Source organism: Loktanella sp. F6476L, from assembly GCF_023015725.1.
In the GTDB taxonomy this organism is placed as follows: Bacteria; Pseudomonadota; Alphaproteobacteria; order Rhodobacterales; family Rhodobacteraceae; genus Yoonia.
In genome coordinates, this window is sequence record NZ_JALKAR010000002.1 from 257,850 (window position 1) to 281,141 (window position 23,292).

Here is a 23,292-nt window from a genome sequence, read left to right on the forward strand (position 1 = left end):
AAGTCAGGTGAGAGGGTCACGATGGGTTCTGTTCAAAAGATTGCGGTTGTTGGCGCGGGGATCGGCGGGCTGGCAGCGGCGTCGATGTTGGCGGATCAGGGCCATGATGTGACGGTCTTTGACCAATTTGATACGCCGCGCCCAGTTGGGTCGGGTCTGGTGATCCAGCCGATTGGGCAATCTGTGCTGGATTGCGTTGGCGCAGGTGATTTGGCGCGTGCGAAGGGCAATTTCATCAGCCGTATGTTGGGCCACGTGGAACCATCAGGGCGGCGGGTGCTGGATGTTCATTACGATGCCAAACACGGGCTGCAGCGCGGTTTGGCCATCCACCGCGCGAGCCTGTTTGATGCGTTGTTCCAAGCCGCAAAGAACCGCGACATTGCATTGCAAAGCAGCGCTGTGATCAAGTCAGCCTCTGCTGGCGTTTTGACCACCGCCGATGGGCAACAATTTGGACCGTTTGATCTGGTTGTGGATAGCGCTGGTGCCGGATCCCCTTTGTCGCCGATTGTGTCGCGCCCTTTGGCCTATGGCGCGATTTGGGGCACGGTCGATTGGCCGGAAACAGATTTGCCGAACGATTACCTGAGCCAGTGCTATCGCCGCGCGGACCGGATGGTGGGTGTCTTGCCAATTGGGACATTACCGGGTGACGACCGCCCGAAGGCTGCGATTTTTTGGTCGATGCCGTCCGGTGCGCATGCCGATTGGGTGGCGGGCGGCATCGATGCATGGCGCGATGCGGCGACGGCGTTGTGGCCCGCCTTTGCCCCTTTTGCCGCCCAAATCACGCAGACCGATCAAATGACGATGGCCCGCTACACTCACGGGACTTTACGCAAACCCTACGGCAACGGTATCGTTCACATTGGTGACGCCGCGCACCGTGCCAGCCCGCAGTTGGGCCAGGGGGCGAATATGGCGTTGCTGGATGCTGTTGCCTTGGCGAAAGCTGTCTCGGTCGCAGGTGTTGATGCCGCCCCTGCCCTATATGCAAAGGCCCGTCGTTGGCATGTTTGGGCGTTTCAGGCGATGTCGGCCGCGTTTACCCCGCAGTATCAATCGGACAGTACGTTCCTGCCGAAGTTGCGCGATCACGTGATGTTTCCGGTGTCACAAATTTGGCCAGCGCCGCATGTGTTGACGCAGATTGTGCGCGGGACAATCCTGCCGCCGATGGGCCGGCTCAGCCATATCGGCAAGCCGGACTTTCGTTAACGGCAGTACGATCCAGATCGGTAGCTTGCTGTATCAAAATGGAAATGATCACGGTGGAATCGGTTTGCGTTGGGGCCAAGCACGGTGCCGAACGGCCCGCAGGCCGCTTGCCACATACGTCGCAAAGCGTTGGAATCGCGCGATGAATTCCAACCGGTTAGAACAGTAATTTCGCGGCCGCTTTTCAGACCTATGCCTGCGATGTCGATTGCTTTGCCGAACGCATGTTCGGACAAACGGCCAGTCGAGGCCGCATTACGATTACGGCAGGCGTAGTGCGACACGACCCGTAGCGATGCCGCCTGCCCGCCCGTCGCGGGTTGCGCACCCGTCGTCACCCAGCGTTTCAGCGCTGATGCCGTGCGACAATCGATGGTCGCGGCTGGTTGCAAGGTCACACCAGCTACCGATCGCACGCGCACAGCGTTATCGATGCCACACCGTCCCCGACCGTTCACGCGCCCGATGGCTTCGCCCTGGATCGCGGGGTCGCCGCAGACTTGACCGCGCCGGATGGCGGCGGCGCGTTGTTGCGCGGCACGTTCAATCGCAGCTGGGCGTTGCGTCGGGCGTTCGGACAAGGCGGGTGCCGTCGGGCTAAATGCAAAGAGATCTTGTTCCGCCCGCAATTGCGGATCAGTCGCAGCACCATGGGCCAATTCAGGACGTTCGTAGGGGCGCGCTGTCGGGCGCAATTCAGCGGATGGGACCGTAAGGCGCGGGGCCATCGCGATCACACCGGGCGTGCGGGACAAAGGCCTAATGGCTGATAGATCAGGTTGAACAGGTGCTACCGGCGCGGTCGTTTGCGCTGCGGGCCGCGCGTTCGGGCGTTGCGTTGCGTCTTGCGCGAAGGCCGCGCTGCACCCGAGCGTGCACAGCAAAAGAGCCGCGCGAAAGATCAATCTTTCGTGCCCGGTGTCCGGCCAAAGTTCGGCTCTGATGTGTCTTGGCCCGCTTCGATAATCCCGCGCCGGATCGCCCGTGTGCGCGTAAAATAGTCGTGCAGATGTTCACCATCGCCTTGCCGGATTGCCCGTTGCAACGCAAAAAGTTCTTCGGTGAAGCGGCCAAGAATTTCCAGCGTCGCGTCTTTATTTGTGAGGAACACGTCCCGCCACATCGTCGGATCGGATGCTGCGATACGGGTGAAGTCACGGAAACCAGCCGCCGAAAATTTCACAACTTCGCTTTCGGTGACGCGGGCAAGATCGTCGGCGACGCCAACCATTGTGTAGGCGATCAGGTGGGGCGTGTGGCTGGTGACGGCCAAAACCAGATCGTGGTGGTCCGGCGTCATGGTTTCAACGTTTGCGCCCAGCGCTTCCCAGTATTGCGTGAGCTGATCGACCTTGGCCGGATCGGAATCTTCGAGCGGCACAAGGATATTCCAACGGTTGTCGAATAGCGTCGCGAAGCCAGAATGCGGGCCGGAGTGTTCGGTCCCTGCCAGCGGGTGACCGGGGATAAAGTGAACACCTTCAGGGACATGCGGGTTCACAATGTCGATCACCGCTTGTTTGACCGACCCGACATCTGTCAGCGTCGCACCCTGTTTCAGATGCGGTCCGATGTCGGCCATAACGGCTTCCATTGCCCCAACGGGCACACACAGCACGACCAGATCAGCGTCTTTCACAGCTTCGACAGCCGTTTCAGTGATCCGGTCACACAAGTTTATTTCGGTCGCAATTGCGCGTGTTTCGGCGGACCGCGCGGTGCCGACAATTTCGGTCACGCATTTCGCGCGGCGCATCGCATGCGCCATCGAACCCGCGATGAGGCCGAGGCCGATCAGCGCGACCCGTTCATAGATCACAGCCATTACCGCGCCCCTTTGAATTGCGCGATGCCGTGCACGACACGGCGGCATGCGCTTTCGTCGCCGACGGTAATCCGCAGGCAGTGCGGCAGTTTGTAACCCGCGACACGGCGCACAAGGATGCCTTCGGATTTGAGGTGGTCGTCGCAAGCGTTGGCTTCCTGTTCGGACCCGAAACGGGCCAGAACGAAGTTGGCTGTGGATGTGTCACAAGGCACGCCGATTTCGGCCAGGGCGTTGGCCAGCCAGTCGCGCCATTTGGCGTTCTCTGTCCGACATTTTTCGAGATAGTCGAGGTCACGCACTGATGCTTCCGCCGCTGCAAGTGCGGCAGAGGACAGGTTGAACGGGCCGCGGATGCGGTTGAGCACGTCGATGATTTCCTTGGGGCCGTAACCCCAGCCAACCCGCAATCCGCCAAGGCCGTAAATCTTGGAAAACGTGCGGGTCATGACGACGTTGTCGCGGGCTTCGATAATGGATGCCCCGCCATCGTAGCCATCGACAAATTCTGCGTAGGCACCGTCGAGCACGAGGATCGTATGATCAGGCACGCCGTCGGCCAGCCGCATCAGGTCGCCTTCACCGATCATGGTGCTGGTCGGGTTGTTCGGGTTCGCGATGAAAACGATTTTGGTGTTGGCGTTACAGGCGTCAAGGATCGCATCCACATCGGTGACGCGGTCGTTTTCTTTCACCTCAACGGGTGTCGCACCTGCGGCCAGTGTTGAAATGCGGTACATGGCAAAGCCGTGTTCGGTGTGAATGACTTCATCCCCTGGACCGGCGTAGCATTGGCACAGGAAGTGTATGATTTCGTCCGATCCGACGCCGCAAATCACGCGATCAGGGTCCACTTTCCACGTCTCGCCGATTGCGCGACGCAGTGGACCGTGGTCGGTGGACGGGTAGCGGTGCATGTCGTGGACCGACCGCGCCACTGCTTCTTTGGCCGCCGCTGATGGTCCGAGCGGGTTTTCGTTCGACGACAGTTTCAGCACGTTGGTCTGCCCGTCCACATGGGACGCACCGCCTACGTATAAAGCGATGTCCATAATCCCGCGCTTGGGCTTAATTTGGCTAGCCATTGTCGTCTTCCCCATTTCGTCTGGTGTTATTTAGCGGGCCTGCACCGCCCTGACCAGTGCTTATCCCCGCTGGCGCAGACGTGCGACCAACGCGCCCCAACCGCCCGGTACAAGGATGGTCGCGACAGCAAAGCCAAAGACGAAGCCCGCGAGTTCCGCGATCCACGATTGGCCACCGCCAAACAACAGACCAAAGACCAATTGCAGCCCCAACAGAAAACCAATCAAGCGGAAAGCTGTCAGTTGGTTTTGGCCCGTTTGGCCAAGGCGAAGCCACAGGATGTATGTGTATGACCCGATAAGTGCAAAGATCGCAGGGTATGCCCCGAACAGCGGACTGGAATCGCGGGCGAGCAGGCAGAATATGACCGCCCCGAAGATAGAACCGCCAAAGAAGACGACCAGCGTTTTGATTGATCCAAACGCGTCCCCAACGAATTTGCCCAACGCAAGCAAAAGCGCAATTGCAAACAATGCGTGGGTAAAGTCACCATGAACGAACGGATAGGTCACAAAGCGCTGCACCAGATCGCGGCCATAATCGCCACGGGTTGTGATCACCTCAAGCACGAGTGGCGAGATGCCGTAGTCCTGCAACGCCCCGATCCGCCAACCGATGCCAGTTGGCCCACCGATGATGCCAGCAGCCGCAAGCGACAACGCCCCTTCGACGACAACCATGATCAAGGCAAGCACGATAATCGCGGGCGGTAACGGGTTCACGGGTGGTTCAAAATCCGGATCGCTATGCATGGTCGTCGTTCCCCAAGGCCTGTTGAAAGTCGTGTATCTGTCTGGCATGGGTATGCGACCTCATTTCAGATGGCCAGAGTGGACCCGTCACATGACACAAACACAATTCACACCCCGCGTATTTTCGGGGATTAAACCGTCCGGCGGTCTTACGCTGGGCAATTACCTTGGCGCGATCAAACGGTTCGTGGGTATGCAAGGCGATATGCAGACGATTTACTGCGTTGTGGACATGCATGCGATTACCGTCTGGCAAGACCCTGCAGAGCTGGCAAATGCTACACGTGAAGTCGCGGCTGGGTATCTCGCGTCCGGCCTTGATCCCGCGCAATCCATTTTGTTCAACCAGTCTGCGGTTGCAGCCCACGCCGAATTAGGCTGGATTTTCAATTGTGTGGCCCGCGTCGGCTGGATGAACCGGATGACCCAGTTCAAGGACAAGGCCGGTGCGAACGCTGAGAAGGTTTCGCTTGGCCTTTACGCCTACCCTGCCCTGATGGCCGCCGATATTTTGCTGTACCACGCAACGCATGTGCCGGTTGGTGAAGACCAGAAGCAGCATGTTGAATTGACGCGCGATATTGCGAAGAAGTTTAACCACGACTTCAAAAACGACTTCTTCCCTGAGACAACCCCAGTGATCGAAGGCCCCGCGACGCGGATTATGAACCTGCGCGATGGCACCAAGAAGATGTCGAAGTCCGGTGAATCGGACATGGAACGCATCAACATGACGGATGGCGCGGACCTGATCGCGAAGAAGTTCAAGAAAGCCCGCACCGATCCTGATGCTTTGCCAGACACGATGGACGGTCTGAAAGATCGGCCCGAGGCGAAGAACCTCGTCGAGATTTACGCCGCTTTGGATGATCGCAGCGCCGATGATGTGATCACCGAATATGCTGGTGCCGGTTGGGGTAAATTCAAACCTGCGCTCGCGGATCTGGCCGTTGAGAAACTCAGCCCGATTTCTGGCGAAATGGCGCGCCTGATGGATGATCCAGCAGAGATCGACCGGATTTTGGCGGATGGTGCTGTAAAGGCGCGTGAAATCGCAGAGCCTATTTTGCAGCAAACCTATGATATCGTCGGGCTGCTGCGGCCACAGCGCTAAGCTGGACACCAAAAAGGGGTGGGAGTTTCCCCCCACCCCGATCAGTTCACAATTCAGAAGGTATTACCCTTCGTACTCTGGCTGTGCTTCCAGCGCTTCTTGGGTGCTGTCGATATAGACGCGGAAGTCTTCACCATCGTCAGAACGTGTGATGTTCAGTTCTTCCAGCGTCACCGCAACTGGGCGTTCACCCATGCCAAGGAAACCACCAACGTCGATCACCGCGCGGCCAATTGTGCCGTCGTCGTTCAGGATCAGTTCGCCAACTTCACCCACATCTTCGTCGTTCAGGCCGTAGACGCGTGCACCGGTCAGGTCTTCCGCTGTCAGATCTTCGTTGCTGACGCGTGTGTAGCCTTCACGTTCGATGTCTGGTGCCATCAGCATTGGACGATCAGCGTCGTCCGCCATTGCGGCTTCGTCATCCATCATTGTGTCTTCATCGGCATCGTTACCAATGTAGGCTGGCGCATCTTCGATACCCGCAACGCTGGACTGCACGACAACAAAGTATTCGTCGGCTTCTTCACCGTCACTGATAAACTTAAGCTCATCCATGCTGATTGAGACGTCTTTTTCGCCAATACCGATAAAGCCACCGACGCCTACGATCACGTTTTGCACATCACCGGCGCGGGACAGTACGATTTCATTGATCTCGCCAATGTCATCCCATTCTTTTTCACCATCTGCTTCAACGGTCATTTCGGCGTCAACTTCGTTTTCGGATGCGTAAACACGTGCACCGATCAGATCAGAGGCATTGAGATTGATAGCGGAGTCGAACTCCATGTCAGAAAACACGGCTGTGTGTCCGTCGGCGTATGCAGTCGTGCCAAGTACAAGTGCTGCGGCGGTTGTTGTAAGAAAGCGTTTCATCGTATTCTCCTCAGTAGTTATCCGCTGAATTCGTCAGCGGTTACGGCTAAGCAACGACAAGCCCGGCTAATCGTTCCAAGAAAATTTCATGATTTTTCGCGGAACCCAGAAACGCGAAATTTCCGTTTGCTCTGGCACCCTTAATATATAGTGCCCCCCATTTTCCGGCGTAATTGGCCCCGTATTTGCGCAGCTTTTCGGGAACCCAATTGCCGTTCTGAAGTTGCTCTTGTGAACCTGCGAAAAACTGCCTTGGAGAGAGAAGATGCTTGATGTCGTTGCCCGCTGTGCGCTGTCCCCCTACCTTGCTTGGCAGGCGTATAACGTCAGGAAATCCGCGCTGAAATTGCCGGATGCGTCAGGTGAACGGTCAGGCAAACGCGGCACTGGTCCTGATCTGCGGCTTTTGATTGTCGGTGATAGTTCAGCTGCAGGTGTCGGCGCATCCCATCAGGAAGAAGCGTTATTGGGTCATATGCTGCGCCGTTTGACACAGACCAACACGGTAACATGGGCCGTGAACGCAAAGACAGGATCAACCACACCGGAAACGATGGACCGCGTGCACGACATGCCGTCAGAGAAATACGATCTAATTTCGGTGTCACTGGGCGTGAACGACATCACAAGCCTGACGCCCGTTCATATTTGGATACGAAGCTACGCAGAACTGTTGGCCCTGCTGGAAGAAAAGTTCGCACCCGACGTGTTGTGCATCAATGGCATTCCGAAAATGCAATACTTTCCGCTATTGCCGCAGCCGCTGCGCTGGATCGTTGGCGCCCAAGCCGCCCGTTATGATCGCGCGCTGCGCAAGATGGTGCAGCATCGTAGTAACTGCCGTTATGTAGAATTGGATTTTGAACCGGAGCCAAGCCTGATGAGCCCTGACGGCTACCACCCCGGCCCCAAGATTTACGCCGAATGGGGGCGCAAAGTGTACCGTTCGATCAGGCATGATGTGCGTCAGATGACGCTCAACTGAACCACGCCGGTAACCTCTTATGTAATTGCTTCCAGCCGTTCTTTTGACATCTCGCCCGGGACGATCGTTAGCGGAACGGGCAAATCGCCCGCTTGGCGCGATAGCGACGTCACCAACGGACCCGGACCTTTTTTGTCCGCCCCCGCACCGAGAACCAGCACGCCGACTTCGGAATCCTCGTTGATGTAGTCCAGCAATTCGTTGATCGGTTCACCTTCGCGGATGACCAGTTCGGGGTCTACGTTTTGTTTATCGCGCATCCATTTGGCGAAGACTTCGAAATGGACTTCGATCCGTTCGCGTGCTTCGGCCCGCATGATTTCACCAACCCCGATCCAGTGGTTGAATTCATCGGGTGGAATGATCGACAGGACAGTCACGCCGCCGCCGGTATTGGCGGCCCGCATCGCTGCAAACCGCATTGCATTCAGACATTCACGGCTGTCGTCGAGCACCACTAAGAATTTCCGCATTGATGCCTCCCTCATGCGCCTTTGGTCAGAGTGTGCCGTAACCAAACCCTGCTGGCAATCGGTATCAGGCGGTTGCCGCCCAGTCCCAATACATATCTCTGACTTGTCGTGTGATCGGTCCTTGCTGGTATTCGACGTCATCAAAGGCCGTCACGGGGGTAACTTTGGACATATTGCCTGAGATGAAAACTTCGTCCGCTGCGCGGAAATCGTCGAAAGTCAGGATCGTCTCATGCACTTCCATGCCCGCGTCCCGCATATTTGACAGGTGCCGCGCCCGCGTAATGCCAGCTAGGAACGTTCCGTTAGGGATCGGCGTAAACGTGACCCCGTCGCGCACCATAAAGACGTTTGCCGTTGCTGTTTCTGCGACATTGCCCATGGCGTCCGCGACCAGCGCGTTTCCGAACCCTTTTGCCCGCGCTTCCATCAACATACGTGCGTTGTTGGGGTAAAGGCAGCCCGCTTTGGCGTTAACCACTGCGTCTTCCATAACCGGCCTGCGGAAGCGGGTGGTGGTAAGTGTCGTCGTGGCATTTGCGTGAAAGGGGATTTCTTCGAGGCAGATTGCGAAACCTGTCGCCCCTGGCGCTGGTGCAACGGCTGTCGGTCCACCATCCAGCGCCCAGTACATTGGCCGGATATACACCGCGGCGTCGGGCGCGAACATTTTCAGCCCTTCGCGCACGATTTGTACCATGTCACCCGCTTGGACCGTAGGTGTGATCAATAGTGCCTCTGCTGATCGGTTCACCCGTGCGCAATGTGGTTCTAAATCCGGCGTTAACCCATTCACCAGCCGCGCCCCGTCGAACACGGTCGTCCCAAGCCACGACCCGTGGTCTGCCGCCCGCATGATCGGCACATCGCCGTCATGCCATTGGCCTTCGAAGTAGGTTTTGATGTTGGTTCCGGTCGCCATGGTCTGCCCCTGTTTGTGCCAAAGCAGAGCGTAGGATGCAGATTGCGGTCGGTAAAGCCGAGACTTGTCACCGATACAAACGCGCCCGGCGGGGGAGCGCCGGGCGCAAATGGTCTGCTGCGATGTTTGTTGGGACGGGGTCGCAGCGGCCGACTATGGGGTATCGGTTGCGTTAGGTGTCGCTGATTCTTATGACGGTTCTGTGAAACAGCCGGAATTGCTGCTGCCCTACCAACTTAGAATGATTCCAAACCCTTGACACATTGCCGGGTCGGGCGCATATCTGTGGTCCAACCGAAGGGACCGCACCTCATGTTTATTCAAACCGAATCCACACCGAACCCAGCCACGCTGAAGTTCTTGCCGGGTCAGTCCGTTCTAGAGGTTGGCACCGCTGATTTCCCAACACCCGAGGCTGGTGAAGCATCCCCCTTAGCCAAACGCATTTTTGCGACTGGCGGCGTGACGGGTGTTTTCTTTGGTATGGACTTCGTGACCGTCACGAAAGCCGACGACGTTGAATGGGACCACATCAAACCCGGTATTCTGGGCGCGATCATGGAACATTACCAGTCTGGCGCATCTGTGATGGGTGCCGATCATCAGGTCACGTCCGGCCACGCCGAGCACACTGGTGAAGACGGCGAAATCGTTGGTCAGATTAAGGAATTGCTGGATACGCGCGTGCGCCCTGCTGTGGCCCAAGATGGTGGCGACATCACATTCCACGGTTTTGAGCGCGGGATCGTATATTTGCACATGCAAGGCGCCTGTGCCGGTTGCCCGTCATCCACGCTGACGTTGAAGATGGGGATCGAGAACCTGTTGCGTCACTATATTCCTGAAGTCATCGAAGTTCGTCCAGTCGCGGCCTAAGCCATGACAAAGATCGCCGTCGAAAACGTCAATGTCCCCGGTCAAGTGACCAATGTGGATGCGGCCAAGTACACGGCGATGAAGGACGCTATGATGCGCGTCATGTCCAGCGATCCGATGACAGCCGCCCAGATTAAAGACGCAGCGAAATCCCACTTGCCAGACGATTTGTTTCCCGCAGGGGCCACATCTGGCTGGTGGGTCAAATGCGTGCAGCTTGATCTGGAAGCGAAATCTGTGCTGACGCGTCATGCCACCAAACCTTTGACGTGGTCGATCACATGACGACGCGGGTTCTGGCGTTTGATACGGCCAGCGCGCATTGTGCTGCCTGCCTGATCGACGGCGACACAGTGGTTGTGCGTGTTGATCCGATGGCCAAGGGCCAAGCCGAACATCTGATGCCAATGCTGGAACAGGTTTTGTCGGACAACGGGCTGACTTGGCAGGATCTCGACGCGATTGGTGTGGGCACGGGTCCGGGCAATTTCACGGGTATCCGTATTTCCGTATCCGCAGCGCGTGGGTTGGCCTTGGGGCTTGATATTCCGGCTGTGGGTGTGACCCATCTGGAAGCGCAGGTGCATGGATTGCCCCGCCCCGTGGTCGCGCAGGTGAGCGCACCGCGTGATCAGGTTTACGTGCAAACCTTTGCCGATTTAATCAGCACGGCAGTTCTGGTGCCCGCGACGTCAGATATCGCACAGGCCGCCCCGCCGATTGTCGCACCCGAGACCATGATCAAGAACATCGCCTCGATTGCGCGTGACCGCGCCGCAAACGCAACCGATCGCCCCGCCCCTTATTATGTCCGCGCCGCAGACGCGGCCCCGCCGCGCGACGCAGCCCCTGTTCTATTGCCATGACACCCGATGATCTGGCGCGCGTTCACGCGGCGGCCTTCACCCAGAGCCGCCCATGGACCGCGAAAGAGTTCGCGAGCCTGCTTGATTCCTCAGGTGTGATTCTGCTGGGTGACGTGCGGTCATTTTTACTAGGGCGGTTGATCGCAGGTGAGGCAGAGGTCCTGACCATCGCGACAGACCCTGATTTTCACCGCCAAGGCCACGCCCAGCGCAACCTTGCCACATTTTTGGACGACCTGCGCAGACAACAGGCGACGTCGGTCTTTCTCGAAGTCGCCGAAGACAATACTGCAGCTAAGGCACTGTATAAAAACAATAGTTTCGAAAGCGTCGGGATGCGCCCAAAATACTACGCCCGCCCCGATGGACATGCCGTTGCTGCATTGGTCCTACGCCGCACGCTGATTGGTGATCATTCCGCAAATGGTCTGATTAAAAATTGACCGGTTGGTCAAAAAAACATCCCTCGAATTGAAAAACCGGTTGACCCTAGCGGGCTGGCAATGCCTTATCGTGCGATAAACCAGCACAGACTGGTTTGACTTTTGGGGGAAAGTCGTTGGCCTTCCCTCCTCACAACGACTTGGGAGACACCATTATGACCCTTACAACGAAATTCTTGGGTGCTACGGCCGCTTTGGCATTGTCCGCTGGCGCAGTTGCTGCTGACCCTGCTGTTCTGTTCGATCTTGGCGGCAAGTTCGACAAATCCTTCAACGAATCTGCTTACAACGGCGCACAGCGCTGGGCCGAAGAAACTGGCGGTTCATACGCCGAAGTTGAAATTCAGTCCGACGCACAGCGCGAACAAGCGATCCGTCGTTTCGCTGAAACTGGCGCAAACCCAATCGTTATGGCTGGTTTCGCATGGGCGTCCGCCCTTGGTGAAGTTGCTGGCGACTACCCAGACACTAAATTCCAGATCATCGACATGGTTGTAGACGCGCCAAACGTCCGTTCCATCGTGTTCGCTGAAGAGCAGGGTTCATACCTTGTTGGTATGCTGGCTGCGATGGCGTCCGAGACTGACACTGTTGGTTTCATTGGCGGCATGGACATCCCGTTGATCCGTAACTTTGCATGTGGCTACGCACAGGGCGTGAAAGCGGTTAACGCTGACGCGACTGTTGTTGCAAACATGACAGGTACAACACCTGCAGCATGGAATGACCCGGTTAAGGGTTCCGAGCTGACAAAAGCGCAAATCTCACAGGGTGCTGACGTTGTCTACGCAGCCGCTGGTGGTACTGGCGTTGGTGTTCTGCAGACAGCCGCTGACGAAGACATCCTGTCCATCGGTGTTGATGCGAACCAGAACTACCTGCACCCGGGTGAAGTTCTGACATCCATGCTGAAGCGCGTTGATAACGCGGTTTATGACGCGATGACCGCTGGTACTGATCTTGAGCCAGGTTTCAACGTAATGGACTTGTCCAACGGTGGCGTTGGCTACGCAGTTGACGAGCACAACGAAGCGCTGATCACAGCAGAAATGACTGCAGCACTTGACGCGGCACAAGCTGCGATCGTGGCCGGCGAAATTTCTGTCCACAACTATAACTCTGACGAGACGTGCCCAGCGCTTGACTTCTAAGTCAGCCAAATAGGCCAAACGATCAGGGCCGCACCGTTTGATTATGGTGCGGCCCATCTCATTTCAGGAATATGCCGATGATCCCCCAAATAGATGCCTTTTTCACCGCATGGTCGATTGCCGACGATGCAACCAGAGACGCGCAGGTCGCGGATTCTCTTTCGGATGAAATTGTCTATGCGGACCCGCGCACGGCTGACCCTTTGACGACAGTAGCTGCCGTTCAGGCCTATGTCGGACAGTTTTCCAAGATGGCACCGGGCATGCCTGTTGCCGTCATCAACACATCAACAACCCTGACTTACGCCCGTGCGACGGTCCAATTCGGTGAGGGCGATCAGTCCCAATTGGGTCAGTACACAGTTGATCTGGCCCCCGACGGCAAGATCACACGCATGGTAGGATTTGTAGGGATGGGGGCACCCGCATGACAAACGTAGCACCAGCCATTGAGCTGAAAGGCATTTCCAAGGCCTTTGGTCCCGTTCAAGCGAACAAAGATATTTCGATCAGCGTGATGCCCGGCACGGTCCACGGCATCATCGGCGAAAACGGCGCAGGTAAATCGACGCTGATGTCGATCCTGTTCGGGTTTTACAAAGCCGACGCTGGCGAAATTTTCATCAGCGGCACGAAAACCGCAATCCCTGACAGCCAAGCCGCGATTGCCGCTGGTATCGGAATGGTGTTCCAGCACTTTAAACTGGTCGAGAATTTCACCGTTCTAGAGAACGTGATTTTGGGCGCCGAGGATTCCGGACTGCTGAAACCGTCCCTGAACCGCGCCCGCAAAGAGCTGAAAGACCTCGCTGACGAATACGGTCTGAACGTCGAAGTTGACGCGTTAATCCAAGACATTGGCGTGGGTATGCAGCAGCGTGTCGAAATCCTGAAAGCCCTGTACCGCAAGGCCGACATCCTGATTTTGGACGAACCCACTGGTGTGTTGACCCCCGCTGAGGCCGATCAGTTGTTTCGCATTCTGGAGCGTCTGAAAGCCGAAGGTAAAACGATCATTCTGATCACCCACAAACTGCGCGAGATTATGGATACGACGGATACAGTGTCCGTGATGCGCCGTGGTGAAATGACCGCTACAGTGAAAACGTCCGAGACATCCCCGCAGGAACTGGCCGAATTGATGGTCGGCCGTAAGGTGTTGTTGCAGGTTGATAAGGTCCTTGCCCAACCGGGTGCAAATATCCTAGAAGTGAAGAACCTGAACGTGACCGACGATAAGGGCGTTCACCGCGTGAAAGACGTCAGTTTCAACGTCGCGGCGGGTGAAATCCTTGGGATCGCCGGTGTTGCAGGCAACGGCCAGTCCGAATTGCTTGAAGTTCTGGGCGGTTATGAAAAGGCGACCGGCACAATTTTGGTCAATGGCGTGGAGCTGGACCTAACCGGATCAAAATCTGACGGTCGGTCCCGCCGTGCCCGTGGAATTGCCCACGTGCCGGAGGATCGCCAGCGCGAAGGTCTGATCATGGATTATGCCGCGTGGGAAAACACCGCTTTTGGCTATCATCATGACGAGAAATACCAGCGCTCTGGTCTGTTCATGGACAACAATGCGATCAAACAGGACACCATCGAAAAGATGGAAAGGTTTGACGTGCGTCCGCCTGATCCGAAACTGGCTGCCAAGAACTTCTCCGGCGGCAACCAACAGAAGATCGTTCTGGCCCGTGAAATTGAACGCAATCCGGACCTGTTGCTGATCGGCCAACCGACGCGCGGCGTGGATATCGGTGCTATTGAATTTATTCACCAACAGATCGTTGCCCTGCGTGATCAGGGAAAGGCGATTTTGCTGGTGTCCGTAGAACTGGAAGAAATTCTGTCCCTGTCCGACCGCGTGGCCGTGATGTTTGACGGGATGATCATGGGCGAACGTTTGCCCGCTGAAACTGACGAAAAAGAACTGGGCCTGTTGATGGCCGGTATGACTGGGGATGTTGCGTAATGGATGTGATGCCAAAATGGGCCGAAGTGGTCCTTGTCCCGCTCATTTCATTGATTTTGGCCGCTTTTTTGTCGGCTCTCGTGATCCTCGCGATTGGTGAAAGCCCACTGGCTGCGCTGAAACTGATGATCGATGGCGCGTTGGGGTCGACCTATGGCTGGGGTTATACGCTGTATTACGCCACCAACTTTATGTTCACGGGTCTGGCCGTCGCCGTGGCGTTCCATGCCCGCATGTTCAACATCGGGGGTGAAGGTCAGGCTGTTCTGGGTGGCTTGGGCGTGGCCCTTGTCTGTCTTTATATCCCGTGGCCGCATTGGTCGATTGCGCTGGTGGGTGCCAGCCTTGGTGCGGCCCTGTTTGGTGCCGCTTGGGCGGCGATCCCTGCGTTCTTGCAGGCGAAGCGCGGTAGCCACATCGTGATTACAACGATCATGTTCAACTTCATCGCCGCTGCATTGCTGAACTACCTGTTGATTGGCGCGTTAAAAGTCAAAGGGTCGATGGAACCTGCAACGGCGAAATTCGCGGAAAGCGCCCATCTGCCTTCGTTCCAAGACATGTTCAGCTTTGGCGAAACAACCTTGTTCCGTGGTGCACCTGCGAACGTTTCATTCTTTGTCGCTGTTGCTGCATGTTTCGCGGTTTGGGCGCTGATCTGGAAAACCCGTTTGGGTTATGAAATCCGTGCCTTTGGCCATTCTGAAAGTGCTGCGAAATACGCAGGGATCAGCCCGACGAAAATTATCATGATCTCGATGATGATTTCCGGTGGTCTGGCTGGCATGATGGCAATCAACAACGTGATGGGTGAGGCCGAACGCCTTGTTCTGAATGCTGTCGAAGGTGCCGGTTTCATCGGGATCGCTGTGGCGTTGATGGGCCGGTCCCATCCGTTTGGCGTATTCCTTGCGGCGATCCTGTTCGGGTTCTTGTACCAAGGCGGCGCAGAACTGGCTCTGTGGACATCAATCCCACGCGAATTGATCGTTGTGATCCAAGCGCTTGTGATCCTGTTTACCGGCGCGCTGGACAATATGGTCCGCAGCCCGCTTGAGAAAATGTTCCTCGCCATGCGGCGCAATAAGGCGGAGGCATAAGCCATGGATCTGTTAACTCTTCTTCAAATCCTCGATTCCACGATGCGCCTGTCCACGCCTTTGTTGCTGGCCTGTCTTGCGGGTCTGTTTTCCGAACGTGCGGGTATCTTTGACATTGGTCTTGAGGGCAAAATGCTGGCCGCCGCGTTCCTGTCTGCTGCTGTCGCATATGTCAGCGGGTCGGTCTGGGTGGGCTTACTGGCAGGTATCGCCGCCTCATTGGTGCTGTCTGCGATCCACGGCCTTGCGTCGATTACATTCCGTGGGAACCAGTTGATTTCTGGTGTTGCGATCAACTTCCTTGCCGCTGGTCTGACTGTTGTTGTCGCCCAAAGCTGGTTCAAACAAGGGGGCCGGACACCGCAATTGACGGACGGCGCACGGTTTGAACCAATCACACTGCCATTCGCGGACGCGTTGCGCGACGTGCCCGTGCTTGGCCCGATCTATTACGAACTGATCTCTGGCCACACTGTGTTGGTTTACATCGCCCTGCTTTGCGTCCCTGCCACGTGGTGGTTGCTGTATCGCACCCGTTTTGGTCTGCGTCTGCGCGCTGTAGGTGAAAACCCTGCCGCTGTGGATACGGCTGGTGTGTCGGTTGTTGGTCTGCGTTATGCAGCTGTTGCGATCTGCGGCGTGCTGTGCGGCATTGCGGGCGCTTATTTGGCGACCGCGCTGCAAGCTGGTTTTGTGAAGGACATGAGCGCTGGTCGCGGGTACATCGCGCTGGCTGCGTTGATCTTCGCGAAGTGGCGTCCGTGGTATGCGCTTTATGCGACGTTGCTGTTCGGCTTCTTGCAGGCGTTGGCGCTGCGTCCCGACCTGATCGAAAGCATTCTGTCGTTCAAGGTGAACGGTCAGCTGCTGGACGTGCTGCCTTACATCCTTACCGTGATCATTCTTGCCGGTTTTGTCGGCAAAGCGATCCCACCTCGCGCTGGCGGAGAACCTTATGTCAAAGAACGCTAAATCCGTTGCGGACGTGATCCGCGCAAAGGCGGGCGACGCCCCTGTCAGCGTTGGCCTGATCCTTGGGTCAGGTCTGGCACATATCGCTGATGAAGTGGACGGGGTTGCGATCCCTTACGCGGAACTGGACGGGTTTCCGCATGCGGGCGTGTCTGGTCACAAGGCCAGCCTGACTGTGGGCGATCTGGACGGTGTCCGTGTCGCTGTTTTCGGCGGGCGGTCGCACTATTACGAAAGCGGTCGCGGCGATGCGATGCGTCATCCGTTAGAGGTTCTGAAGGAATTGGGCGCTGACACGTTGGTCGCAACCAACGCGGCCGGTTCCATGCATCAGGAAATGCCGACAGGGTCGATCATGTCGTTGTCTGATCACATCAACTTTTCCGGCCTGAACCCGTTGATCGGTGAACCGACTGATGCCCGCTTTGTCCCGATGAAAGACGCCTACGACCCAAGCATCCGTGCGGCCATGCGCCATGCGGCCGACGCTGAAGGTGTGGATATGCATAGCGGCGTCTATGCGTGGTATTCGGGTCCATCATTTGAAACCGTGGCGGAAATCAAAGCGATCAAAATGCTGGGGGCCGATGCCGTTGGAATGTCTACCGTACCTGAAGTGATCCTTGCGCGGTTCTTGGGACTAAAGGCCGCTGCAATTTCGTGCATCACAAACATGGCCGCTGGCATGTCCGATGAAAACATCAGCCACGAACACACAAAGGCGATGGCCCCGATTGGTGCTGCAAAGCTTGAAAAAGTGTTGCGCCGCTGGTTGCGTGACAAGGCCAATTAAGCCGCACAATTAGGTCCAATCCCCTGCCAATGCCGCGTTTGCACAAAAATGTGTCGCGGGGGGTTTGACTTAATCCACCTAGTCGGGTCATGTGAAGACAGCGGACTTAAACGCTCGGAACAGCCCAATGCAAATATACCTTCCTATCGCCGAGGTTTCGGTGAACGCCTTCCTATTACTTGGACTAGGCGGCATTGTGGGTATTTTGTCGGGAATGTTCGGCGTTGGTGGCGGGTTCTTGATGACCCCCCTACTGTTCTTTATTGGCATTCCACCTGCTGTGGCCGTCGCCACAGAGGCAAACCAAATCGTTGCCTCATCGTTTTCGGGGGTGCTTGCCCATTTCAAGCGAAAGACCGTGGACCTCAGGATGGGGACGGTGCTGCTGATCGGTGGTTTGATTGGTGCGGCACTTGGTATCGTGGTGTTCAACTACCTGCGGTCGCTGGGCCAAGTCGATTTGCTGGTACAACTTTGCTACGTTGTTTTCCTTGGCATGATCGGGTCGCTGATGTTTGTCGAAAGCCTACGGGCGATCCGCAAATCCGGCAAAGGCGCCCCGCCAACGCGTCGTAAACACACATGGATTCATAACCTGCCATTCAAGATGAAGTTCCGGGTATCCGGTCTTTATATCTCTGTCATTCCGCCGCTTTTGGTTGGGATCACCGTAGGTATTCTTGCCGCGATTATGGGTGTTGGCGGTGGGTTCATCATGGTTCCGGCGATGATTTACCTGCTTGGCATGCCAACCAAAGTGGTTGTCGGCACATCCCTTTTCCAGATCATTTTTGTGACTGCGTTCACGACAATGCTGCACGCGACAACCAACTACACCGTTGATGTTGTTCTGGCCGTATTGCTGTTGGTCGGCGGCGTTGTTGGCGCACAGATCGGCACGCGGATCGGCGTAAAGATGAAGGCCGAACAATTGCGTATTCTGCTGGCCATCATGGTGCTGTTGGTTTGCGGCAAGCTAGCCTTTGATTTGCTCGTGCAACCGTCAGAACTGTATTCTCTTGGCGGCGGGGGTGGTCACTGATGTTGATCCGTCTGCTGTCCTTGCTTTGCCTGTTATCCATGCCTGCCAAAGCCGAAGAAATCGTTCTTGGTCTCAGCCGTGACGAGGTCGCGATTACCGCGAATTTCGACGGCTCAGACATCCTGATCTTTGGCGCGATCAAACGCGATGCACCTGCACCGACGGGCGACAAACTGGGTGTTATTATCACCGTTGCAGGGCCCGACGGTCCGGTCACTGTGCGCCGCAAGGCACGCAGGCTTGGTATCTGGGTGAACACGGATTCCGTGAACGTAGCGGTTGCACCATCGTTTTATGCCGTCGCCACGAACATGCCATTGGCCGACGTTCTGAACGCTGAGGTCGACAGCAAAGCCCGCATCAGCATTGCGAATGCAATCCGGACATATGGGCAGATGGATGGCAAAGAGGTTGATTTCGAGGATGCCTTGATCCGCATTCGAGAGGATCAGCGTCTTTACCAAACACTGCCGGACGCTGTTCTGGTCGAAGACGAAACCCTATTCCGCACCAATATTTCGATGCCTGCAAACCTGACCGAAGGCGATTACCGCGCCGAGATTTATCTGACCCGTGGTGGCGAGATCGTCGATGTTTATGTGACGGATATTCCCGTGAAGAAGGTCGGGCTGGAACGGTGGCTGTACAATCTCGCGCATGACAACGCGCTTCTGTACGGCTTGATGTCGCTGGCGATTGCGATCGCTGCCGGTTGGGGTGCGTCTGCCGTGTTTTCCGTGTTCAAACGGTAAACACTATCCCCTACCGATGTAGGGCATCTTTGTCGCCATCAGCGTTTGGAATTGCACGTTTGCCTCGGGCGGCAACATCGCCATGTGATAGATCGCTGTGGCTACGTCTTCCACGGCCATGCTTGGTAACGGATCAAGACCCTCAGCCGCCCGTTTTTCTTCAAGCTGCTTTACAAGGTCGGTCCGCGCGTTGCCAATATCGATTTGCCCGCACGCAATGTCATAGGGTCGCCCATCAAGGCTCAGCGTTTTGGTAAGCCCCGTGACCCCGTGTTTTGTCGTCGTGTAGCAGATCGCCCCTTCCCGCGGGCTATACGCTGAGATCGAGCCGTTGTTGATGATCCGGCCACCTTGCGGTGTTTGCTTGCGCATCAGCCGGAACGCCGCCCGCGCGCACAGAAACATGCCAGTTAGGTTCACATCGACCACGGACTGCCAATCGGCGAGGCTGATCTCGTCGATAGTGGTTTGTTTGCCGAACATGCCCGCATTATTGAACAACACATCAACCTGCCCGAAGGCGTCAAAAGCGGCGTCAACATCCGCCTCTTTTGTAACATCACAGGGCAGCGCGACGGCGGTGTCATAGGCAGCAGCAAGATCTTCCAGCGGTTCTGCACGACGCGCGATCATGCCGACACGCCAGCCTTCGTCGAGAAACTTTTCAGCGGTCGCTTTGCCAATGCCGCTGCTGGCGCCCGTGATAATGATGCTTTTCATAGTTCTCCCCCGCCCGTCAGTTCCAATGGTGCCGCTGGTGCGCGTAGGTCGTCCACACGCAGTTCACCCAATGGCTTGGCAAGACGGTTACGCACCACCCAGCGCAACTGGTTCTCCGCCCGCGTAATTGCAACGTATGTCAGGCGTTTCCAAAGCGGTTGGCCCGCCTCGACCCGCCCCATGCGGGCGGCGATTTCGATATCGGGTGCGAAGACTTGCACTGTATCCCATTGCGACCCCTGCGCTTTGTGGATCGTGACAGCCGCGCCATGCAGGAACGTAGCACCCATGCGTGCCGCGAACGGGATAAACGGTTCTTCGTCGCCTTCCTGTTCGATTTTCACGATAGACGCTGCCGAGATTTGCGGCTCTTCCGCCCCCATCACGTGCAAGCGCGAAAAACCGGGTTTGCGACCCGGCCCAAGATAAACGACCTGCGCGCCCTTGATCAGTCCGCGTGCTTCGAGGTCGAGCCGCTTTTTGCGGTGCTTCATCGGCAGTTCGATACCGTCACAGATCAGCGGTTCGCCTTCCAGCAGTTCGTCACTGGGCGCGCCATATGCGGCCCGAAATGCGTGGATCAACCGAATACGGGTTTTGTTGGTCCAGACCAGCACGGGTGACCGCGCCATCAGGTCAGATTCAACCCGTTGGGCCATGACAACCCGTTCGTCTTTTTGCGCGGCTTCCGCGACCATTTTTTCGAAATGATAGAAATCCAGCATCGGGTCGGCCAGCGCATGTGCCAGATCAAGGATTGGGTTGCCTGCTGTTTGCCGGTGAACCCGTTCCAGAACTTTGACCTTCTTTTCAGGCAGCGTTTCGAACACCATCCCGCCAGAGGATTGCACCGGCGGCAGCTGTGCGGGATCACCGAACAAGACAAGCGTCGGGAAAATCTCTTGGAGGTCTTCGAACTGTTTGGCGTCCAACATCGAACTTTCGTCGATGAACCCGATATCAAGCGGTTCTTCGCGACGCTTCCAGCCCGTGATAAAATCCGATCCGCGCAATCCGGCAGCGGCGAGCGCCGCTGGCACCGATTTGTTCGCCTCGAACGACGCAAAGGCACGGTCCAATGCGACGTCTGTCAGACCTTCGATTTCAGGTTTTTCGCCTGATCCGGCCAACCATTCGGCGACCTTTTCGTATTCTGGGTCATAGACCGGCGTGTAAAGAATACGGTGGATTGTTGTCGCAGGCACGCCACGATTGCGCAGAACGGACGCGGCTTTGTTGGTTGGTGCAAGAATTGCCAACGTCCTGCGATCTTTGCGCTTTTTGCCTTCCCAGTCGCCCGAAATGACATCAACACCAGCCTCTTCCAAGGCTTTGTAGAGCTTGGCCAACAACAGCGTTTTACCCGACCCTGCCTTGCCGATCACAGCCATCACAGATGACTTGTCGGAAGCGGGCGGCATCAGCAGGCTGTCGTCCAGATGCACCCCCGATTGACGAAGGGTCTGAGCAACAGCATCCCAGGCTTCGGCCTGATCTTCTGAGAAGGTGACTTGGGTCGGCATATTCATGCGCCGACCCTATATGGCACGCGGCGAAGGTGCCAGCGATCAAGCGGCTTTCGGTAGGATTACGGGACGCCCCATCGACCGCTGGAACCAGTGTTCGGACACGTCCGACGACACCGCGGCGCGGCGCAACACCTGCACACGATCAATCGGTCTGTATTGCCACAGCCCGACGCTGATCTGGTCGCGCCCTGTACCGCTTGATCCCAAGACTTCGGGACTAGACCCGATCATGCGATAAATGCGGATCATACGCGCATCAAAGACACCAAGCAGGTGCGTCAAATGAAACGCGCGCATCAATTCGCCACCGCCAAGCATAAGTGCCGCCGCAACACGGGATGGCACCCCTTCGCGTAGACAATATCGCGTGCATTCCCAAATCAACGGATCGTCGATCACACGATCCCCCAGCAGGTCGCTAAAGTGGTCGTTCACCATCGTCTGGCCGGATGATGGAACGAACCGCATGGACCCGCCATGCGTCCCGTCGGGCATCACCCAGATGACATAAAGGGTATCGTCACGGTCGTATTCGTCGATTTCCCAGCCACGGTCATCAACGGTAACTTCCCATCCAAGACGTCGCTTAAACTGGTCCGCACGATCGCGGTGCATTGACGCCTGTAATTTGGTGTCCAGACCGATGTCCCGTCCATAAATATATCGCAGCATCTGCCGCATCCTAACCTGTCTATAAAAAGATGGTTAAGATTGCGATGTGCGGGTCTAGGAAGGATTACGGCACCGTACGCTGGTCCTTAAGAAATCATTGACTGCGTTAATGACCGGAATGTGTATCACGCCCCGGCCAGCCACCCACGGAATCGCGCGCAGCACCGCCGACGATGATGTGCCCGTCTGCCAGCGCCTTGGCGACAGCATGGATCGTATTGGACGCCCCGAGTTTGAACCGCGCGCTTTCGATATAGGCCCGTAACGTGTGTTCCGAGATCGACAGCATGTCCGCAACTTGCGCACGTCCATACCCCATCGCAAGGAACGTCAAGGCATCTACCTCGCGGGGGGAAAGAGGGCGGGTTGCTTCTGGCACGCGATTTTTCTCTAACTCCAACGCTTTCTGGTTCAAGAAATACGCGATCAAAACGAGATCACGTTGATGTTCTGCGGTGAATGCTTCCCAGACGTCGTCCGAACACGTGTGAGACACGCTAAACACTGCAAATTGTCCATTTGGCCCACGCAGCGGGATTGAATACCCTTGGTTCCCAATACCGTGGGCGATTGCATCTACTTGGAATTGCCGGGCGGCTTTGCTGCGCCAGTCAAGGCGCTTCCAATTAACTGGATGAGCGCCCTGAAAACAGCCTATGACGACCGGATCGATACGAAGATATTCCTTATCGACGTAGTGTTGAACCCATTTGGGTGGATACGTCCCGAACCCATATTGATCACCATCAGCACTGACCCAGTGGTAAACCACATGGTCGATTTTGTAGTGATCACGTAAACCTAATGTCAGCCCATGAATTTCTTCAAGAGCCGTAACCTTCTCAAGCTTGCGTAAGAATTCGTCTAGGTTCAGTTTCTTCACTTCGTGCCAAATGCGGCACGCCCCTCTTGTCCGGGTCTATTTCAGCTTCTGCCACGACCGCGACCCGATCCAATTCTTCGGCTAGGTCGGGCAATTCGTTCTGCTGAGCAAAACTTTTCAAATCAACAATGACGTCAAGAATCCATTGGTGTCCCATGTTACAGCCTTTGCATTTAAGGTTAACAAATCGCTAACCCTCAATACTTACCATCTTCAGGGCCCCCGCATCACCGGCGGTTTCGGCACCCCCATAAATAGCGGGCCGACTAT

Annotated in this window: 27 protein-coding genes; 15 read left to right on the top strand and 12 right to left on the bottom strand. The window is 56.5% G+C overall.

Annotated features, from left to right (window positions below; genetic code table 11):
* Nucleotides 1-21: 21 nt before the first annotated feature.
* On the top strand, nt 22-1,221 hold the full coding sequence (locus tag MWU61_RS06525) for an NAD(P)/FAD-dependent oxidoreductase (protein ID WP_247127481.1): 1,200 nt from the start codon (nt 22-24) through the stop codon (nt 1,219-1,221).
* Here the strand turns inward: MWU61_RS06525 and MWU61_RS06530 are convergent.
* From MWU61_RS06530 to MWU61_RS06545, 4 genes are read right to left on the bottom strand one after another with little or no spacing between them, the layout of a single operon-like run.
* Nucleotides 1,218-2,126 carry an extensin family protein gene (locus MWU61_RS06530; protein WP_247127482.1) on the bottom strand — a complete coding sequence of 303 codons (909 nt, stop codon included), beginning with the start codon at nt 2,124-2,126 and terminating at the stop codon, nt 1,218-1,220. The two genes, MWU61_RS06525 and MWU61_RS06530, sit on opposite strands and share 4 nt — an antisense overlap.
* The gene (locus MWU61_RS06535; protein WP_247127483.1) at nt 2,123-3,046 is read right to left on the bottom strand and encodes a prephenate/arogenate dehydrogenase family protein; all 924 of its coding nucleotides are present in this window, start codon (nt 3,044-3,046) and stop codon (nt 2,123-2,125) included. The genes MWU61_RS06530 and MWU61_RS06535 overlap by 4 nt, the downstream gene beginning before the upstream one ends.
* Nucleotides 3,046-4,131 carry a histidinol-phosphate transaminase gene (hisC, locus tag MWU61_RS06540; protein ID WP_247127484.1) on the bottom strand — a complete coding sequence of 362 codons (1,086 nt, stop codon included), beginning with the start codon at nt 4,129-4,131 and terminating at the stop codon, nt 3,046-3,048. Before hisC ends, MWU61_RS06535 begins: the two co-directional genes overlap by 1 nt.
* Nucleotides 4,132-4,191: 60 nt before the next feature.
* Nucleotides 4,192-4,884 (bottom strand): rhomboid family intramembrane serine protease, encoded by a 693-nt coding sequence (locus MWU61_RS06545; protein ID WP_247127485.1) that lies wholly within the window; start codon nt 4,882-4,884, stop codon nt 4,192-4,194.
* 91 nt (nt 4,885-4,975) lie between these two features.
* On the opposite strand from MWU61_RS06545, the gene trpS reads away from it, so the two are divergent.
* Entirely contained in the window at nt 4,976-5,998 is a 1,023-nt protein-coding gene (gene trpS / locus MWU61_RS06550; RefSeq protein ID WP_247127486.1) for a tryptophan--tRNA ligase, read from the top strand.
* Nucleotides 5,999-6,061: 63 nt separating this feature from the next.
* On the opposite strand, the gene MWU61_RS06555 is transcribed toward trpS, so the two are convergent.
* Nucleotides 6,062-6,877, bottom strand: coding sequence for a PRC-barrel domain-containing protein (locus MWU61_RS06555; protein WP_247127487.1), 816 nt, complete (start codon nt 6,875-6,877; stop codon nt 6,062-6,064).
* A gap of 265 nt (nt 6,878-7,142) precedes the next feature.
* Here MWU61_RS06555 and MWU61_RS06560 point away from each other — a divergent pair, with 265 nt between their 5' ends.
* A complete protein-coding gene (locus MWU61_RS06560; RefSeq protein ID WP_247127488.1) occupies nt 7,143-7,862 on the top strand; it encodes an SGNH/GDSL hydrolase family protein in 720 nt (239 codons plus the stop codon).
* Nucleotides 7,863-7,879: 17 nt separating this feature from the next.
* Here the strand turns inward: MWU61_RS06560 and MWU61_RS06565 are convergent, their stop codons facing one another.
* Nucleotides 7,880-8,335, bottom strand: coding sequence for a universal stress protein (locus tag MWU61_RS06565; protein WP_247127489.1), 456 nt, complete (start codon nt 8,333-8,335; stop codon nt 7,880-7,882).
* Between the two features lie 64 nt (nt 8,336-8,399).
* Nucleotides 8,400-9,257: a branched-chain amino acid aminotransferase gene (locus MWU61_RS06570; RefSeq protein ID WP_247127490.1), complete on the bottom strand. Its 858-nt coding sequence runs from the start codon at nt 9,255-9,257 to the stop codon at nt 8,400-8,402.
* A gap of 312 nt (nt 9,258-9,569) precedes the next feature.
* Between MWU61_RS06570 and MWU61_RS06575 the strand changes: the two genes are divergently transcribed.
* The 12 genes from MWU61_RS06575 (at nt 9,570) to MWU61_RS06630 (ending at nt 19,218) form a co-directional block, all read left to right on the top strand.
* Nucleotides 9,570-10,133 (top strand): NifU family protein, encoded by a 564-nt coding sequence (locus MWU61_RS06575; protein WP_247127491.1) that lies wholly within the window; start codon nt 9,570-9,572, stop codon nt 10,131-10,133.
* A gap of 3 nt (nt 10,134-10,136) precedes the next feature.
* Nucleotides 10,137-10,418, top strand: coding sequence for a hypothetical protein (locus tag MWU61_RS06580; protein WP_247127492.1), 282 nt, complete (start codon nt 10,137-10,139; stop codon nt 10,416-10,418).
* Nucleotides 10,415-10,999 (top strand): tRNA (adenosine(37)-N6)-threonylcarbamoyltransferase complex dimerization subunit type 1 TsaB, encoded by a 585-nt coding sequence (gene tsaB / locus MWU61_RS06585; RefSeq protein WP_247127493.1) that lies wholly within the window; start codon nt 10,415-10,417, stop codon nt 10,997-10,999. The genes MWU61_RS06580 and tsaB overlap by 4 nt, the downstream gene beginning before the upstream one ends.
* Nucleotides 10,996-11,442 (top strand): GNAT family N-acetyltransferase, encoded by a 447-nt coding sequence (locus MWU61_RS06590; protein WP_247127494.1) that lies wholly within the window; start codon nt 10,996-10,998, stop codon nt 11,440-11,442. The genes tsaB and MWU61_RS06590 overlap by 4 nt, the downstream gene beginning before the upstream one ends.
* 155 nt (nt 11,443-11,597) lie before the next feature.
* The gene (locus MWU61_RS06595; protein ID WP_247127495.1) at nt 11,598-12,593 is read left to right on the top strand and encodes a BMP family ABC transporter substrate-binding protein; all 996 of its coding nucleotides are present in this window, start codon (nt 11,598-11,600) and stop codon (nt 12,591-12,593) included.
* A 77-nt stretch (nt 12,594-12,670) separates the two neighbouring features.
* A complete protein-coding gene (locus MWU61_RS06600; RefSeq protein ID WP_247127496.1) occupies nt 12,671-13,024 on the top strand; it encodes a molecular chaperone GroEL in 354 nt (117 codons plus the stop codon).
* The gene (locus MWU61_RS06605) at nt 13,021-14,559 is read left to right on the top strand and encodes an ABC transporter ATP-binding protein (RefSeq protein WP_247127497.1); all 1,539 of its coding nucleotides are present in this window, start codon (nt 13,021-13,023) and stop codon (nt 14,557-14,559) included. Before MWU61_RS06600 ends, MWU61_RS06605 begins: the two co-directional genes overlap by 4 nt.
* Entirely contained in the window at nt 14,559-15,659 is a 1,101-nt protein-coding gene (locus tag MWU61_RS06610) for an ABC transporter permease (protein WP_247127498.1), read from the top strand. The genes MWU61_RS06605 and MWU61_RS06610 overlap by 1 nt, the downstream gene beginning before the upstream one ends.
* A 3-nt stretch (nt 15,660-15,662) precedes the next feature.
* Entirely contained in the window at nt 15,663-16,631 is a 969-nt protein-coding gene (locus MWU61_RS06615; RefSeq protein ID WP_247127499.1) for an ABC transporter permease, read from the top strand.
* Nucleotides 16,615-17,424 (top strand): purine-nucleoside phosphorylase, encoded by an 810-nt coding sequence (locus MWU61_RS06620; RefSeq protein ID WP_247127500.1) that lies wholly within the window; start codon nt 16,615-16,617, stop codon nt 17,422-17,424. The genes MWU61_RS06615 and MWU61_RS06620 overlap by 17 nt, the downstream gene beginning before the upstream one ends.
* A gap of 127 nt (nt 17,425-17,551) precedes the next feature.
* Nucleotides 17,552-18,466, top strand: a complete 915-nt coding sequence (locus MWU61_RS06625) for a sulfite exporter TauE/SafE family protein (protein WP_247127501.1) — start codon at nt 17,552-17,554, stop codon at nt 18,464-18,466.
* A gap of 2 nt (nt 18,467-18,468) precedes the next feature.
* Complete coding sequence (locus tag MWU61_RS06630; protein WP_247127743.1) at nt 18,469-19,218, top strand: TIGR02186 family protein; 750 nt, start codon at nt 18,469-18,471, stop codon at nt 19,216-19,218.
* A gap of 3 nt (nt 19,219-19,221) precedes the next feature.
* Here MWU61_RS06630 and MWU61_RS06635 read toward each other — a convergent pair whose 3' ends face one another.
* From MWU61_RS06635 to MWU61_RS06655, 5 genes are all read right to left on the bottom strand, one after another.
* Nucleotides 19,222-19,938, bottom strand: coding sequence for an SDR family oxidoreductase (locus tag MWU61_RS06635; protein WP_247127502.1), 717 nt, complete (start codon nt 19,936-19,938; stop codon nt 19,222-19,224).
* Nucleotides 19,935-21,467 carry an AAA family ATPase gene (locus MWU61_RS06640; protein WP_247127503.1) on the bottom strand — a complete coding sequence of 511 codons (1,533 nt, stop codon included), beginning with the start codon at nt 21,465-21,467 and terminating at the stop codon, nt 19,935-19,937. The genes MWU61_RS06635 and MWU61_RS06640 overlap by 4 nt, the downstream gene beginning before the upstream one ends.
* Nucleotides 21,468-21,506: 39 nt before the next feature.
* Entirely contained in the window at nt 21,507-22,139 is a 633-nt protein-coding gene (locus MWU61_RS06645) for an acyl-homoserine-lactone synthase (protein WP_247127504.1), read from the bottom strand.
* A gap of 106 nt (nt 22,140-22,245) precedes the next feature.
* Nucleotides 22,246-23,022 (bottom strand): LuxR family transcriptional regulator, encoded by a 777-nt coding sequence (locus tag MWU61_RS06650; protein WP_247127505.1) that lies wholly within the window; start codon nt 23,020-23,022, stop codon nt 22,246-22,248.
* Nucleotides 22,982-23,179 carry a hypothetical protein gene (locus MWU61_RS06655; protein WP_247127506.1) on the bottom strand — a complete coding sequence of 66 codons (198 nt, stop codon included), beginning with the start codon at nt 23,177-23,179 and terminating at the stop codon, nt 22,982-22,984. Before MWU61_RS06655 ends, MWU61_RS06650 begins: the two co-directional genes overlap by 41 nt.
* Nucleotides 23,180-23,292 lie beyond the last annotated feature (113 nt).